The following is a 14,311-nucleotide window of genomic DNA, read 5'->3' as shown; positions in this document are numbered from 1 at the left end:
TTACGTTGCTCTTATAATTTGTACATCAGCAGGAATGATTGCTTCTCCCTCATACATCATTGTGCGACCATTTTGCCATTCAATACGCAATAATTTTCGATTGTCTGATTGGAATTCCCATACGTGCTGTTCTTCCGAAGCTGAGAATGGAGTTTTTCCCATAACAACAACACGTCCGTTATATTGTTCTTCCATATGGTACTCGGTATCATCCATTTCAATTGTCGTCGGAATTTCATCAATTGAATCTAAGCGACCATCAATTGGTGTATATAATTTGTAATACGTATTTTCACGATCTTCAATTTTTAAATAACGAATGTCTTTTCCATCTTGCAATGTCAAAACAATTTCCTTACGCGAATGCATACTCGTTTTCCCAATTAATTCATACATAACTAATGACACTTCAATCATATCGCCAGGAGCTAACGTTAAAAGACTTTTTTCCGGCTTCAGTGGCTCTGGGCTTTTCATTATATTTTTAATTCGTTTAAATAAACTCATGATCTACCCCTCCTTTTCTCTTTATAAACAAGCACCTAAAATTAGTGCACCAACAATATGTAATGATCCGGCTAACATCGCATGTGCAACGCTACCTTCTTTCGTACCTTCTTCTAAATCAAGACCAGACATTTTCTTTAATACAAATTCGATAAACATTTCTACCACTAATAAAATAACGAAAGAAACTGCTGAAGCAAGAAGTGCCTGCCATAAGTCATTTGCTTTCGTAATTGATTGGGATAAAATGTACCCTTGTGCAAATAATTTCATAATAAAACGAGTTGTTACAGCTGTATTTCCATTTTTAATTTCTTTTAAATCATTGTATTTTGTAAAAATTGAATCAACCCACATAATTGCAAATAAAAGTACTGCACTCGCTCCAGTCCATACAAGCATGGCAACTACATTCATCCATGTCATCGCAAAACCTCCTCTAAATATAATAGAAAACCGACATGAATATATTTAGACATGTCGGTTCATTTGTCTCTATTCTATATTATTTCTCATACTGCTTCATAATACGAGCTAATTCATCGTCAACAGCAGAATTTTTGTTTAAGCTTGCGAATTCATCATCTAATGATTTTTCTTTCTTATAAACTTCACCGCTTGCTTCTGCTTCAGCCTCTAATTGAAGAGCTTTCTCTTCCATACGACTTAAACCAGCTTTTGCTGAATTTGAATCAAATCCAGACATCGCCTGATTAATATTCTTTTGTGCTTTCGCCGCATTTACACGTGCTACAAGTGTTTCACGTTTATTTTTCAGCTCATTTAATTGCTTGCGCATTTCTTCTAGCTTCAGGCGCAGGTTATCAGCAGCAGCTTTATTTTGCTCATAGCTTGCTTTATACTCATTCATCTTTTGCTCTGCATTTTGTTTTTCTTCTAATGCACGACGCGCAAGATCTAGGTTATTAGCTTGAACAGCCATATGAGCCTGCTCTTCACGTTTTTTCACAAGTGCTTCTTGCTCTTCAAATAATATTTTGAATTTCTTCTCAAGCGCGATTTGAGCTGCTACACTTTTCTCAGCTTCTTGTACATCCGCTTGCATATCGCGTAAATATTGATCAGTCATCTTAACTGGATCTTCCGCTTTTTCAATTAATGAATATACATTCGACATTGTTAAATCTCTTAATCGTTTGAATACAGACATCTAAATTCCTCCTATGATATACCTCATATTTCAAATTCACTACTTGGAAAACTGAAAAATCTCCCTTTACAGTAAAGAATATTCATTTTTACAGCCTATGTGTTTATTATAACAAAACTAATATGTCCTTACATGTTATTTCCAAAATACATCCATTATAATATGACATTCTATATACAATATTGTATTTCTAATATATTCTCATTATCCCTTTTTGAAATTAACTTACTTTTATGCAATTTCACTAAATTACATAAGTGTAATGTTACTGTAAGCTAACTCGATAGTTGCATTCTAATATTTCTTATACACTAATACCAGAAGCAACAAACAAGCTTCTTCACTTGTAAGCAATAATACAAAAATTGTATTTAATATAAAACATGTAAAAGGAGAAATCATCATGAAAAAATTAGTAGGAATCGGATTAGCAGCAGCAATTTCACTTGGAGCATTATCAGGTTGTTCTTTATTAGGAGAGAAAGCGAACGGTTTTGTACTGTACGGCTCAGAAGAACAAGTTCAGCAAATTACAGATAAAAACAAAAAAGAAGTGAAAGAAAAAGACTTCTATAAAATGAAAATGACAACATTAGATGGTAAAAAAGTTCTTGTAATGGATAAGAAAACTGGTGAGGAACTAGTGAAAAAAGAGTTACTTAGCAAAGTTGATGAAAAAGACAACACGAAACCACTTGATAAATTACCAGCTGTAACAACAGAACAAGGTGTATTATTTGCAAAAGAAAAAGTAGAAAATGCTACACTTGATGGAGCGAAATTAAAATATGAAGGCAACACAATTATCGGAAGTGGCCGTGCATATACAGATATGTATGCGATTGTCGATGACGCAACTTACAACAATGTAAAAGGTGATGAAAAATCTGTAGGTGTATTAAAATTTGATAAAGACCCAAGTAAAGAATTCCCTGGTTACAACGGCGTCGAAGCTTCTCAACTTGTAAAAATTAAAAAGTAAAACAAAAAAGCTTTGCGAAATTCGCAAAGCTTTTTTCTATTTATTATGAGCAACTTGTTCCATATCTAGACTACAAGTTTTCGACTGACATGACTTATTTAAAGAACATGCTGCGCATTTTCCTTTTTTACTTCTCTTTACAAAATTAACTAACGTGTATGCTGCATAACCAAAAATGATAGCTCCAATTATAATATTGACCATCATTATACATCTCCTTTTAGAATCCTAGTAAAGATCCAACTTGGTATATAATAAGCGTTAATACATAAGCAACAACAAGCGGGTAAACGACTGAGAAAATCGTCCATTTCGCTGATCCTGTTTCACGTTTAATAACAGCCACCGTCGCTAAACATGGAACGTATAATAAAATAAAGAACATAAATGCATAAGCTGATAATGCTGTATAATGTGCTCCCATTACGTTTCCAAGCACATCTTCTTTAACTGCATAAATAATTGCCATTGTTGAAACGACAACTTCCTTCGCTAAAAATCCTGTTAAAAGGGATGCTGCAGCTTGCCACGTTCCAAAGCCGAGCGGTGCAAATAGCGGTGCGATAAATCCACCAATCATCGCTAAGTAACTGTCTCCCATATCAACACCAAATCCTGATGGACCTGCATAGTTTAATAACCAAATGATAACTGAACCACCGAAGATGAATGTACCAGCTTTACGAACAAATCCTTTTCCTTTCTCCCATGTGCTCAGCCATAACGTTTTTGCTTGTGGCACACGATAAGGAGGTAATTCAATTACGAAAATAGACTTTTCCGCTTTCAAAATCGTAAGAGACATAATTTTTGTAACTAATAACGCAAGAACAATCCCTGCAACATATAAAGAAAATACAACAGTCGCCTGACTATGCGGGAAGAATACGCCCGCAAATAATGCATATACAGGTAATCGTGCTGAACAAGACATAAATGGTGTTACTAAAATGGTAAGTAAACGTTCTTTCTCCTGTTCAATCGTTCTCGCAGCCATAATACCTGGAACGTTACATCCAAAACCGATAATCATCGGAATAAAAGCTTTTCCGTTTAAGCCGAAAAACTCCATAATTCTATCCATAACAACCGCAATTCGCGCCATATACCCTGAGTCTTCTAATAATGAAATGAAAAAGAATAGTGCAAAGATTTGTGGTACGAATACTAATACAGCACCAACACCGGCAATAATACCTTCTGTAACGAGTGCTTGAATAAAATGAGAAGCTCCAACACTTGTAAGTCCAGCCGTCACCCAATCCGTAAGCTGGCCACCAAAAAACTCATCTAACATATCAGATAAAGGTGTACCAATCCACGTAAACGTAACCTGAAAAATAAAAAACATAACTGCTAAAAAGATTGGAAGTCCTAAAATTTTATGTGTAATTAATCTATCAATTTTTTCTGAAAAAGGAATTTTTCCTTCTTTCTCATGCTTCATAACATTTGTTTTTAACTTTTCAATATACGCTTCACGAGTTTTGTAAATGTGCTCTTCTAACGTACAATCAAGTTTTCCTTCTAAGCGAGATCGAATGGCTATGAGTTCCTTATAAATTGGTAATGCTTTCATTTCTTTTTCTACTACTTCGTTATTGCTTAAAAATTGAAGTGCTAACCATCTCGGATGCTCGTAATTCACTGTCTCTAAAAGAGCAATTACTTCTCCAATTCCTTCATCCATTTGTACACCATATGAAATAAGGAATGGCTTTTTCTCTTTTTTGTCATTTTCTTTAAGAGTCGTAAGCAGTTCTTCACAGCCTTTTCCACTCCTTGCAACAACAGGAACGACTGTTACACCTAATAGTTCTGATAATCGTTTTACATCAATGACAATTCCTCTTTGCTTCGCCACATCAACCATGTTTAAACCAATTGAGACTGGCTTACCAAATTCAAGTAACTGCAACGTTAAATGCATATTTCTTTCAAACTGCGAGGAATCTACGATATTTAACATATGATTAAATTCTTCTGTTAATAGAAAGTTTGTTACAACACCTTCATCACGTGAAACTGGATTTAAATCATAAACACCTGGTAAATCAATTAATGTTCCTTGTCTATCTTTTAATTTACCAACCTTCTTTTCTACTGTTACACCGCTCCAGTTTCCTACATACTCATAAGAACCAGTAAGTGCATTAAATAATGATGTCTTCCCTGTATTCGGATTCCCTAGCAAAGCTACCTTATTCACGCTAATTCCACCTTTATCATTTTCGCGTCACAATGACGAATACTAATTAACTGTCCACGACACTCCAATGTACAAGGACCTTTAAACATCGCTTTCTGTTTCAGGCGAAGTTCGCTTCCTTCAGCAAGACCGAAAGCAGCTAGTCTACGCTTTAATAGCTGATCTAAAGACTGAATACTTTTTACTAACACTTTCTCTCCAATTTTAATATCTACTAAGCTCATAACCTTCCCCCTCAGAAGAGAATGATAATTATTTTCAAAAAAATTATACCACACCCAATTTCTCTTGTACTATACCCTTTTGCTTCATATTTATTAACATTTCGCTACAATTCTATTTCAATTATTGTCATACTGTATTCGTTTGCCATTCTCATCCATTTCGCTTACAATAAACAATAGCAAATAAAGAATCTCGTTATCACTGGGGGAGCCATGTCGCTGAGAGGGAACACTTCGTTCCGACCCTTCGAACCTGTTAGTTAATGCTAACGCAGGGATTGTGCAAACGTCCGAAATACATACCTCATTTTTATTTACGTATTTCGTATCCTCCTATGATATCTATTCTTTTTTGTACAACTTGGATTTAGGGGGAGACAACATGCGTAACACTAATTTACAAGCGATGATCGAATCTGCTATTCTTGCAGCCTTCGCCTTGGTCATCGACATTTTACCACTTTCAATAAAAATATCAGCAACAGGCGGTTCCATTTCATTTGCTATGATTCCTATTTTTATTATCGCATACCGCTGGGGCTTCAAAATGGCTTTCTTAGGGGGCCTAATTTGGGGATTATTACAAATTGTCGTAGGCGATGCCATTATCGTCACACCAATTCAAGTACTAATTGAATACTTTGTTGCTTTCGCATTCATTGGATTTGCTGGTTTATTCTATCGTCCAATTCAAAAAGCACTTTTAACTTCCAATGATAATAGCGAAGAGCAATCAAATTTAGGTAACCGTAAAGACAAACCTTCATCAAAACCAAACCAAGGAAAGAAAGTAATTGGATACATTATCGTCGCTACTTTTATCGGTAGTCTAGCTCGTTACTTCTGTCACTTTATCGCTGGTATCATTTTCTGGGGACAATATGCACCAAAAGGCCAATCGGCTTTCCTATATTCTTTAATATTTAACGGTAGTACAATGATTGGTTCCTATATTCTATGTACCGTTTTACTTATATTTTTATTTATCACTTCACCACGCTTATTCAAAAGCATCAGTGCTTATCAAATGAATACACAAAAAAAGGGCGCTTAATGAGCGCTCTTTTTTCATATCGTAATATTAATTAAAAATACAATAAATGCGCAAAAGAAAATAAATACCATTATACTTAGCCAATTGCTATGCACGGTTCATCGACTCCTTACATAACCTCATATTCTAAACAAATTATACTGATTAAAAATAAAGATTAGGTAAAGATAATATGAAAATAAATTAAAAAAGCGTAGCATGCATTATCTACGCTTTTTTCGGTAAGTAAAAGTAAAATAATACACCGTCTTCTGTATTTTTCACTCCATATTCAGCATCGTGTAATTCTAAAATATTTTTAGAAATAGCAAGCCCAAGTCCCGTCCCACCTTGTGAACGCTGACGAGCTGTATCCACGCGATAAAAACGATCCCAAATTTTATCTAATTGTTCTTCTTCAATGTGAGTACCTTTATTTTCAATACAAACTTTTATACGATCCTTCTCATCTATTGCAGAAATAATAATATCTTCTTTATTTGGTGTATAACGTATGGCATTCGTAATGAAGTTAACGATGACTTGTTCAATCCGGCCTTGATTTGCAATCACTTCAAATGAATGTATATTTTTATGAACATGAAGTTCTTTTTTCTCTATTTCCACAGATAGATGTTCACATATATCTTCAATTACTGTATCAATATAAAACGAAGACTTTTTCATTTTATATGTACCAGATTCAAATTTAGCTAGTTCAAGCATATCCAAAATTAAAGTATCCATTTTGTCTACTTCTCTCTCCATCGCTTGAAAATAATACTCTTTTTTATGCTCAGCTACCCCGTCTTTTAAAATGGAAATACAGCTTTTCATAATACTTAGCGGTGTTTTTAATTCATGCGAAACACCAGAAATGAATTCTTTCCGTGTATTTTCTAACTTTCTTTCCTTTTCAATATCTTCTTCTAACTGTCCAATATGTGAATGGAGCTTATTTGATAGCACATTAATATTTTTCGACAAATCTCCAATTTCATCTTTTGAAGTAATCGGTATTTTTTCTGTAAAATCTAATTGTGCTATTTTCTTCGTCGTATCATTTATTTTTAATAACGGTTTGGCAATTTGTTTTGAGTAATAGAACGAAGCTAAAAAAATAAGAACGACTACAAATGCAATGATATAGATGTAATAATCTTGCACCATTTGTACAGCTTCATCTACGGGCTGTAAAGAAGCCATCGCATAAATATATGTTACTGATCCGTCTTTTTCTTTTATTGGTTTCATTAATAATTTATATTTAATATCATTTTTTTCATAGTCCATTGTTTGTGTTGTATATTGTATGGGCTTGCTCTCTTTTAATAATAAATCAGTTTGAAATTCTTTTATGTTATCTAAGAAGATGCCATTTTTATAAATTGGATTCACAGGACCTTTTACATCTGGTAACTGTACTTTTGTAACACGTCCACCTATGTAAACATTTGATTCTTGAGCAGCTTGCTCCTGAACAGCTGGTTTCTTTTCCTTAACAAGTTGTTCCTCAGCTGCTCTCTTTTTCTCCTCATTTAATTTACTCATTTTCTCATTAAATGCTTTTTCTAACGGTTTATTAGATCCACTTAAATTCTGCTTAGATAAAGAAAAAGAGAATGGAATAAAACTATCTTCTTTTCTCACTCCAGAAAAATAAATTTCTTGCCCTAAAAACTGTTCTGATAATTTATTATCAATTTCCTCTATATTGACGAGATTACCTAAGGGAATTTTAAATATTTGTTGTCCAAAGCTCTTTTGTTGCCTACGATCTATCGTTACTTCAAAATAAAAATCATCTGTATGTTTTAAATTCCCGTTCTTATCTAATGTCGTAATCCACGTATTATTTTCTCTTAAAAAGTCTTGCTCTAGTTTCTGAATTTCTTCTGCATTTCCTGCATAATTTAAATAATTCTTCTCAAAGGAATTTAAATTCACTTTAATATCTTCTACTTTTCGATTCGCATAATATTGTTTAAAAAATATCGTTTGTCCAATAAATATCGTCGCTAAAATCAACATACATAATGCTGTTGTAAGAGTAAATAATTTTAGTACAATTCCTTTCTTCATACATTCCCCTCAAATTTATAACCAGTTCGTACTACAGTTGTAATATACTTTGCTTTCTCTCCTAATTTATTTCTTAAATTACGAATATGGCTATTCACCGTTCGATCATCGCCAGCAAATTCATATCCCCAAATTCTTGAAATGAGTTGCTCTCGCGTTAAAACGATTCCTTGATTTTTCATGAAATACACCAATATTTCAAACTCCGTATGCGTTAAACTAACATCTGCCTCATCAACAGTAACAGTACGCGACGGAAAATGGACATGGATGCCATGAATCGATAACGTATCATCTTCGTTCTCTAAAGGTTTCTTCGATGCTTTTCTACTTTCTAATAATCGTTTCGCTCTTGCTAATAAAATTGGAGGACTATACGGCTTCGTCACATAGTCATCTGCTCCAAGTTCAAAACCAAGTAACGTATCGTCTTCATCTACGCGCGCCGTCAGCATAATAATAGGCACCTCGGACGTCTTCCTAATCCTTCGGCAAACAGACCATCCATCGAGTTCTGGCAACATAATATCTAAAATAACTAAATCAACCTCTTCTTCTTCAAATACAACTAAAGCCTCTTTCCCGTCCCTCGCTTCAAACACTACATATTGTTCACTTAAAAAATAATCTTTTAATATTTCACGTAATATGTCTTCATCTTCAACAATTAAAATGTTTTTTGACATCACTTATATATCCCCCTCTCACTTTCAGAAACTATAATTTCACTTTGAATAACTGCCAGTTAACTTCGCCTCGATAATATATCTATCTGGTGCATCCCCTATATAATCAAATGGGTAACAAGTTGTCAGTGTTAATATCGGTTCTTCTTTTTTTATAATAACAGTACGATCATCCGCATGAGTAATCCATGTCTTTTGAATTTCATATGTGTACGTTTTATTATCATACTCTAAAACAAGGGTATCCTTTTCTTTCAACTCTTCTAAATCTGTAAATACAGTATCTCGATGTCCACTCAGTACAGTATGTCCCCCTCCAGATGGAGTTGTCGTTAAATCACTAACGAACATACCCACTCCTTTTTTCAAAGTCGTATCATCTGCTCCCCAATATATAGAAAACTTCTTCTTTATTTTCGGTATGTTTAACATCGCTACCTTTTCTCCTTCTTTATGTTCTGTTTGAGAAGAAGGCACTTGAGAAGTTACAGGTGTTTCATGAGAAAGTTGAGTATCTTGTATATTTTTAAGGCTCTTTATTTCTTCTGCCGTTAATTGCCCGGCAGAGCTTTTTCCTTTATACCATTCCACAGCGTAATAGGACCCCATGAATAGGCCTATAGCCATCAATATGATACCGATATAATTAAGTAACTTCATTCTTCATCCCTCCATGCCAAAAATGGTAGGAGTAACCTACCATTTTTAATATATGAAATTATCCCATTCTTTATAGGAAATTATTTTATTTATGCTTTAATCTTATTACGACGATTCAAACCAAATAATGTACCTATCGCTACAAGACATGCACTTAATCCCATCATTGCTACATTATTTGATGCTGTATTTGGTAATTTTTCACCTTGTACAACTGGCTTTACTACTTCTTTTTTAGCTACTTCATTCTTTTGTTCGACTTTTATCGCTGCTTCTTTTTTTGCCATATCATTTTTTAACTGTTCTTGCGCTATTCTCTTTTTCTCTTCTTCACTCTTTTTCTCAGCTTTTATTGCTTCCTCTTTTTTAGCCATATCATTTTTTTCTTGTACTTGTGCCGCTTGTTTTTTCTCTACTTCATTTTTTTTCTGTTCCTTAATTGCTTCTTCTTTTTTAGCTTTATCTTGTTGCACTTGCGCTTCTTCTTCCTTTGTTACTGTTCCAGTATCCGCACTCGCTACTGAAGAATATCCTACTGTTAAAAGTGCCATTGCACAAATTGGTAATAGTCTCTTTTTCATTTTCATTCTCTCCTTATATTTTATTCACATCAACTCGCATCGGATGTATTACTAGAATAAGCAAGCGATATAAATATAAGATGCAGATGAAATATATTTCATTTAAAGATTTCATTGTAGAAAAAGAAAAAACATCGCAATATGTACGATGTTTTTTCGGGTGTGTGTCTCAATATTTACATGTTACTTTCGCGTGATTTGGAAGTAGAACGGGCCGGAGCGATAACTAATTGTCTCGGCTCAGTTTTCTTGAAGTGATTTTTGACGTTACACTTACGACGTTGAACAACCCACGCTTTAATAGGGTTTGTTAAAATAATCTTTTGCTCTTCGTTAGGGGCCTCTTCTTCAAACCTACAACTTTCGCTCCATTTATTCCATTTCATTGTAAATTTAGAAGAAGAATGATCATCTTCACGATCAAACAAGTGCAAAAAATCCATTTTTCCATCTAGCATTACGGTGTTACTAGTCGCTAAAAAAGAAAAGGTCGTCCAACGTTTCTCCATGCCCTCCTACTCCTTTTTCACATATAGAGTGCCTAAAACTTAATTTACCTAAAATATGCTTGCCTTTTACCTTACACCCATAGTTTATCCAAAATGCTATTATGCAACTATCGATTTGCCTTACAACTACCTTACATTTTTGTAAGAAACAAAAAAACCTTCACTCTATATAATGAAGGTTTCTTACTTTTTATCTATATGATCTCTCATATCATCAAGTCCAGCTTCTTTTAGCTGCGACATCATACCGTGCGAAATTGCTCCTAACACTAAAGTCATTCCAATTAATGAAATACGAATCGCAGGTACATCAATTACGTAAGCCAACAGGCCAAGAACAATTGTTAAAAGTAATGCTTTTATAAATGTTACACTTGTGTACTGTTTCTTCTTCATCATATTCACCCTTTATGGAAGCGTTTTCTTAATATACTTAGTGTATCATATCATCAGATGATTTTGTCGTTATCTTTGTAAAAAATTACTATCTCCTTTGACTTTTTCTATTCTATCCTTTACAGTCGAAATGTTCGCAAGTTTTACACTGTAGGAGGATTACAATGAATATTGAAATAAAAGACACTTTAATTTCTGAAGAACAATTACAAGCAAAAGTTAAAGAATTAGCACTTCAAATCGAACGTGACTTTGAAGGAGAAGAAATCGTAGTTATCGCAGTATTAAAAGGTTCATTCGTATTTGCTGCTGATTTAATTCGTCACATCAAAAATGATGTAACAATTGACTTTATTTCTGCATCTAGCTACGGAAATCAAACAGAAACAACAGGAAAAGTGAAACTACTAAAAGATATCGACGTAAACATTACTGGGAAAAACGTAATTGTTGTAGAAGATATTATCGATTCTGGTTTAACACTTCATTTCCTAAAAGACCACTTCTTTATGCATAAACCAAAGGCACTCAAGTTCTGTACATTACTTGATAAGCCAGAACGCCGTAAAGTAGACTTAACAGCTGAGTATGTTGGCTTCCAAATTCCAGACGAATTCATCGTTGGATACGGTATCGACTGTGCGGAAAAATATCGTAACTTACCATTCATTGCTTCAGTTGTAACGGAATAATCGTATAACTTAAAAAATTGATAGTACATAAAATGTATATCGGCGATTTTTTAAATATATCGACTTACCGACAATAACTGACAATGTTAGCATCCAATTAATAGGGAGAAGCTGTTCTAAAATACATGGGAACAGCTCCTTTCTTGCCATTACAAACTACAGGGAGAGATGAAATATGACAAAGACAAAATTTGAAAAAGTACTCCTCATCGTAAATCCGAAAGCTGGTCAAGGTGACTTACATACAAATTTAACGAAAATCGTACCACCTCTTGCCGCAGCTTTTCCTGATCTACATATCCTTCACACGAAAAAACAAGGTGATGCAACAAAATATTGCCAAGAGTTTGCTAGTAAAGTAGATTTAATTGTCGTCTTTGGTGGTGATGGAACAGTATTTGAATGCACAAATGGCTTAGCACCTCTCGAAAATAGACCTACACTTGCAATCATTCCAGGCGGAACTTGCAACGACTTCTCTCGCACACTTGGTGTTCCGCAAAACATTGCAGAAGCAGCAAAACTTATTACAAAAGAACATATAAAACCAATTGACGTTGCAAAAGCAAATGGACAACATTTCTTAAACTTCTGGGGAATTGGCCTCGTATCTGAAGTATCAAACAATATAGATGCAGAAGAAAAAGCAAAGCTTGGTAAAATCGGTTACTATTTAAGCACAATTCGAACTGTCAAAAATGCTGAAACATTCCCAGTAAAAATCACTTACGATGGACAAGTATATGAAGACGAAGCTGTCCTAGTTATGGTTGGAAACGGTGAATATCTTGGTGGTATTCCATCCTTTATTCCAAACGTAAAATGTGATGACGGAACACTTGATATTTTCGTAGTCAAATCAACAGGTATTCAAGCATTTAAAGATTACATCGGAAAGAAACTATTTGAAGACTCAAATGAAAATGACATCTTCCACGTAAAAGCGAGATCCATTCATATCGAAACAGAGGAAGAAAAAGAAGTAGATACAGATGGAGAAAGTTCGCTTCATACACCTTGTCACATTGAATTATTACCAGGACACTTTACGATGATTTATAATCCTGCGGTTGTGTAATAAAAAAACGAGTGCTAGCACTCGTTTTTTCTCTTCTAATCTAGTTATATTGTTGGATCATTTCCTCTATTTCTTTAACTCTCTCTAAAGTAATTCCATTTCTTTGTTCGATCGCTAAAGGATGCTCGGTTGGCTCTAATTCAACATACGGTGCCATTCCAACTTCTCTTATATGTACATTTGTTTTTAAATTTAATGTTTCTGGATAAACTGGTATTTCTACAGATAACCACCCAAAATAAGGATCACTATTTTCTCGGCCTCTCTCATCCCACTTTTCTAATACTTCATCATAACTTTCTTTACTAAGCGATACCCAAACAGTCCATATGAAATTTTCGTGGTAGTCAATTATAGGAATCTCTAAACATCCTCTAATAAAATAGAAGAATGGCTTGTTTGCATACTCTAGTTCTTTTTATGTACAATGAAGGAAAGAAGTACCTTCATATAAGGGAGAGGACAAACTTTGTTCAACCAACAGTTAGTTAATTTACGCATTGATTTTGCATTTAAACAATTGTTTGGTACGAATGGTAGCGAAGATATTCTAATTGCATTTTTAAATGCTATGTTACAAGAGTCTTTAGAGTCGCCCATTGCTTCTCTACAACTAGAAGATCCACATTTACACAGGGAATATGAAGAGGATAAGTTATCTATTTTAGACATTTCAGCGACATTAGACACAGGAACAAAAGTCAATGTAGAAATACAACTCAATAATAATCACGATATGGTTAAACGCAGTTTATATTATTGGGGAAGACTATACACATCTCAACTACAAAAAGGGATGCCCTACAGTGCACTTCACAAAACCATCACCATAAACTTACTAAACTTCGTAATGTTTTCGGAACACCCAGCCTTCCAAACAACAAGCATATTATGGAATACACAACAACAAAAACTCCTGAGTGACGACATTGAAATCCACATTATAGAAATTCCAAAGTTAACTGAACAATGGCATGAAGAAAAAGTAAATCCGTGGAAAGATCCATTTGTTCGTTGGCTTTTATTGCTTTCAGCAAATGAGGATGAGCACTTAACTAAACTATTGGAGGATATTGCTATGAACCAAGACCCTATTTTACAAAAAGCGATAAATAAATGGGAACGTATGAGTCAAGATTCATCTTTCCGACAAGCCTATGACGCAAGGGAGAAAGTTTTAATGGATGAAGCAGCAAAATTCGCCCATGCAGAGACAGAAGGAATAAAAAGAGGAATGGAACAAGGGATGAAACAAGGAATTAAAAAAGGCATTGAAAAAGGCATTGAAAAAGGCATTGAACAGGGCATTGAACAGGGCATTGAACAGGGCATTGAACAAGGTCGAAAAGAAGGAGTTCAGCAGGGAAAAATTCAAATGATTAAAAATATGTATGATCTTGGTATACCACTTGAAACGATTGCTAAGGCAAGTAAATTAAGTTTGCATGAGATTGAGCATATTTTAGGACATAAATAGTGATAAAAAAAGAGCTTGAATAGT

The 14,311-nt window shown here is 34.3% G+C and carries 17 protein-coding genes, 1 pseudogene and 1 riboswitch; of the genes and pseudogenes, 5 read left to right on the top strand and 13 right to left on the bottom strand.

Going from position 1 to position 14,311, the window contains the following annotated elements; all coding sequences use genetic code 11:
• The 3 genes from ACTFR8_RS08695 to ACTFR8_RS08685 form a co-directional block, all read right to left on the bottom strand.
• Complete coding sequence (locus ACTFR8_RS08695) at positions 1 to 507, bottom strand: DUF4178 domain-containing protein (protein WP_098536780.1); 507 nt, start codon at positions 505 to 507, stop codon at positions 1 to 3.
• Positions 508 to 528: 21 nt separating this feature from the next.
• On the bottom strand, positions 529 to 933 hold the full coding sequence (locus tag ACTFR8_RS08690) for a DUF350 domain-containing protein (protein ID WP_000220087.1): 405 nt from the start codon (positions 931 to 933) through the stop codon (positions 529 to 531).
• 79 nt (positions 934 to 1,012) lie between these two features.
• Positions 1,013 to 1,678 carry a PspA/IM30 family protein gene (locus ACTFR8_RS08685; protein WP_000110280.1) on the bottom strand — a complete coding sequence of 222 codons (666 nt, stop codon included), beginning with the start codon at positions 1,676 to 1,678 and terminating at the stop codon, positions 1,013 to 1,015.
• A gap of 403 nt (positions 1,679 to 2,081) precedes the next feature.
• Here ACTFR8_RS08685 and ACTFR8_RS08680 point away from each other — a divergent pair, with 403 nt between their 5' ends.
• Entirely contained in the window at positions 2,082 to 2,660 is a 579-nt protein-coding gene (locus ACTFR8_RS08680) for a lipoprotein BA_5634 family protein (RefSeq protein WP_000737502.1), read from the top strand.
• 36 nt (positions 2,661 to 2,696) lie between these two features.
• Here ACTFR8_RS08680 and ACTFR8_RS08675 read toward each other — a convergent pair whose 3' ends face one another.
• The 3 genes from ACTFR8_RS08675 to ACTFR8_RS08665 are packed head-to-tail and all read right to left on the bottom strand — an operon-like array spanning position 2,697 to position 5,093.
• A complete protein-coding gene (locus tag ACTFR8_RS08675; protein WP_016118780.1) occupies positions 2,697 to 2,867 on the bottom strand; it encodes a FeoB-associated Cys-rich membrane protein in 171 nt (56 codons plus the stop codon).
• Between the two features lie 13 nt (positions 2,868 to 2,880).
• Positions 2,881 to 4,869 (bottom strand): ferrous iron transport protein B, encoded by a 1,989-nt coding sequence (gene feoB / locus ACTFR8_RS08670; protein ID WP_098536781.1) that lies wholly within the window; start codon positions 4,867 to 4,869, stop codon positions 2,881 to 2,883.
• Positions 4,866 to 5,093, bottom strand: a complete 228-nt coding sequence (locus ACTFR8_RS08665; protein WP_000060512.1) for a FeoA family protein — start codon at positions 5,091 to 5,093, stop codon at positions 4,866 to 4,868. Before ACTFR8_RS08665 ends, feoB begins: the two co-directional genes overlap by 4 nt.
• 194 nt (positions 5,094 to 5,287) lie before the next feature.
• A riboswitch (TPP riboswitch) is annotated at positions 5,288 to 5,389 on the top strand.
• A gap of 86 nt (positions 5,390 to 5,475) precedes the next feature.
• Between ACTFR8_RS08665 and ACTFR8_RS08660 the strand changes: the two genes are divergently transcribed.
• Positions 5,476 to 6,147 (top strand): energy-coupled thiamine transporter ThiT, encoded by a 672-nt coding sequence (locus ACTFR8_RS08660; RefSeq protein ID WP_001246570.1) that lies wholly within the window; start codon positions 5,476 to 5,478, stop codon positions 6,145 to 6,147.
• 207 nt (positions 6,148 to 6,354) lie between these two features.
• Here ACTFR8_RS08660 and ACTFR8_RS08655 read toward each other — a convergent pair whose 3' ends face one another.
• The 6 genes from ACTFR8_RS08655 to ACTFR8_RS08630 all read right to left on the bottom strand — a co-directional run bounded on the left by ACTFR8_RS08655 (position 6,355) and on the right by ACTFR8_RS08630 (position 11,043).
• On the bottom strand, positions 6,355 to 8,208 hold the full coding sequence (locus tag ACTFR8_RS08655) for a sensor histidine kinase (RefSeq protein WP_098536782.1): 1,854 nt from the start codon (positions 8,206 to 8,208) through the stop codon (positions 6,355 to 6,357).
• Positions 8,205 to 8,894, bottom strand: coding sequence for a response regulator transcription factor (locus ACTFR8_RS08650; RefSeq protein WP_000041848.1), 690 nt, complete (start codon positions 8,892 to 8,894; stop codon positions 8,205 to 8,207). The genes ACTFR8_RS08655 and ACTFR8_RS08650 overlap by 4 nt, the downstream gene beginning before the upstream one ends.
• Before the next feature lie 39 nt (positions 8,895 to 8,933).
• Positions 8,934 to 9,554 (bottom strand): class D sortase, encoded by a 621-nt coding sequence (locus ACTFR8_RS08645; RefSeq protein ID WP_000771572.1) that lies wholly within the window; start codon positions 9,552 to 9,554, stop codon positions 8,934 to 8,936.
• An 89-nt stretch (positions 9,555 to 9,643) separates the two neighbouring features.
• Positions 9,644 to 10,135 (bottom strand): LPXTG cell wall anchor domain-containing protein, encoded by a 492-nt coding sequence (locus tag ACTFR8_RS08640; protein ID WP_252209708.1) that lies wholly within the window; start codon positions 10,133 to 10,135, stop codon positions 9,644 to 9,646.
• 176 nt (positions 10,136 to 10,311) lie between these two features.
• Positions 10,312 to 10,644 (bottom strand): hypothetical protein, encoded by a 333-nt coding sequence (locus ACTFR8_RS08635; protein WP_000415613.1) that lies wholly within the window; start codon positions 10,642 to 10,644, stop codon positions 10,312 to 10,314.
• 183 nt (positions 10,645 to 10,827) lie between these two features.
• Positions 10,828 to 11,043: a hypothetical protein gene (locus ACTFR8_RS08630; RefSeq protein WP_002001286.1), complete on the bottom strand. Its 216-nt coding sequence runs from the start codon at positions 11,041 to 11,043 to the stop codon at positions 10,828 to 10,830.
• 161 nt (positions 11,044 to 11,204) lie between these two features.
• Here ACTFR8_RS08630 and hpt point away from each other — a divergent pair, with 161 nt between their 5' ends.
• Both hpt and ACTFR8_RS08620 read left to right on the top strand, forming a co-directional pair.
• Positions 11,205 to 11,732: a hypoxanthine phosphoribosyltransferase gene (hpt, locus tag ACTFR8_RS08625; protein ID WP_001019295.1), complete on the top strand. Its 528-nt coding sequence runs from the start codon at positions 11,205 to 11,207 to the stop codon at positions 11,730 to 11,732.
• Between the two features lie 175 nt (positions 11,733 to 11,907).
• Positions 11,908 to 12,810, top strand: coding sequence for a diacylglycerol/lipid kinase family protein (locus ACTFR8_RS08620; protein ID WP_086411085.1), 903 nt, complete (start codon positions 11,908 to 11,910; stop codon positions 12,808 to 12,810).
• A gap of 40 nt (positions 12,811 to 12,850) precedes the next feature.
• On the opposite strand, the pseudogene ACTFR8_RS08615 reads toward ACTFR8_RS08620, so the two are convergent.
• Positions 12,851 to 13,195 (bottom strand): annotated as a pseudogene (locus ACTFR8_RS08615) (DUF2199 domain-containing protein); the annotation flags it as partial.
• Between the two features lie 84 nt (positions 13,196 to 13,279).
• On the opposite strand from ACTFR8_RS08615, the gene ACTFR8_RS08610 reads away from it, so the two are divergent.
• A complete protein-coding gene (locus tag ACTFR8_RS08610; protein ID WP_252209709.1) occupies positions 13,280 to 14,287 on the top strand; it encodes an Rpn family recombination-promoting nuclease/putative transposase in 1,008 nt (335 codons plus the stop codon).
• The last annotated feature ends 24 nt before the right edge of the window (positions 14,288 to 14,311 follow it).

This window comes from Bacillus cereus group sp. MYBK15-3, assembly GCF_051916765.1.
In the GTDB taxonomy this organism is placed as follows: Bacteria; Bacillota; Bacilli; order Bacillales; family Bacillaceae_G; genus Bacillus_A; species Bacillus_A cereus.
The sequence above is the reverse complement of the archived record's forward strand: the minus strand, read 5'-3'. Positions and strand labels throughout refer to the sequence as shown.

What these genes read in the sequence shown, in the direction of transcription:
- ACTFR8_RS08655 (WP_098536782.1), bottom strand. Translation starts at nt 8,208, where the DNA reads ATGAAGAAAGGAATTGTACTAAAATTATTTACTCTTACAACAGCATTA.
- ACTFR8_RS08680 (WP_000737502.1), top strand. Translation starts at nt 2,082, where the DNA reads ATGAAAAAATTAGTAGGAATCGGATTAGCAGCAGCAATTTCACTTGGA.
- ACTFR8_RS08650 (WP_000041848.1), bottom strand. Translation starts at nt 8,894, where the DNA reads ATGTCAAAAAACATTTTAATTGTTGAAGATGAAGACATATTACGTGAA.
- ACTFR8_RS08630 (WP_002001286.1), bottom strand. Translation starts at nt 11,043, where the DNA reads ATGATGAAGAAGAAACAGTACACAAGTGTAACATTTATAAAAGCATTA.
- ACTFR8_RS08640 (WP_252209708.1), bottom strand. Translation starts at nt 10,135, where the DNA reads ATGAAAAAGAGACTATTACCAATTTGTGCAATGGCACTTTTAACAGTA.
- ACTFR8_RS08685 (WP_000110280.1), bottom strand. Translation starts at nt 1,678, where the DNA reads ATGTCTGTATTCAAACGATTAAGAGATTTAACAATGTCGAATGTATAT.
- ACTFR8_RS08635 (WP_000415613.1), bottom strand. Translation starts at nt 10,644, where the DNA reads ATGGAGAAACGTTGGACGACCTTTTCTTTTTTAGCGACTAGTAACACC.
- ACTFR8_RS08620 (WP_086411085.1), top strand. Translation starts at nt 11,908, where the DNA reads ATGACAAAGACAAAATTTGAAAAAGTACTCCTCATCGTAAATCCGAAA.
- ACTFR8_RS08645 (WP_000771572.1), bottom strand. Translation starts at nt 9,554, where the DNA reads ATGAAGTTACTTAATTATATCGGTATCATATTGATGGCTATAGGCCTA.
- ACTFR8_RS08690 (WP_000220087.1), bottom strand. Translation starts at nt 933, where the DNA reads ATGACATGGATGAATGTAGTTGCCATGCTTGTATGGACTGGAGCGAGT.
- ACTFR8_RS08665 (WP_000060512.1), bottom strand. Translation starts at nt 5,093, where the DNA reads ATGAGCTTAGTAGATATTAAAATTGGAGAGAAAGTGTTAGTAAAAAGT.
- hpt (WP_001019295.1), top strand. Translation starts at nt 11,205, where the DNA reads ATGAATATTGAAATAAAAGACACTTTAATTTCTGAAGAACAATTACAA.
- ACTFR8_RS08695 (WP_098536780.1), bottom strand. Translation starts at nt 507, where the DNA reads ATGAGTTTATTTAAACGAATTAAAAATATAATGAAAAGCCCAGAGCCA.
- ACTFR8_RS08675 (WP_016118780.1), bottom strand. Translation starts at nt 2,867, where the DNA reads ATGATGGTCAATATTATAATTGGAGCTATCATTTTTGGTTATGCAGCA.
- ACTFR8_RS08660 (WP_001246570.1), top strand. Translation starts at nt 5,476, where the DNA reads ATGCGTAACACTAATTTACAAGCGATGATCGAATCTGCTATTCTTGCA.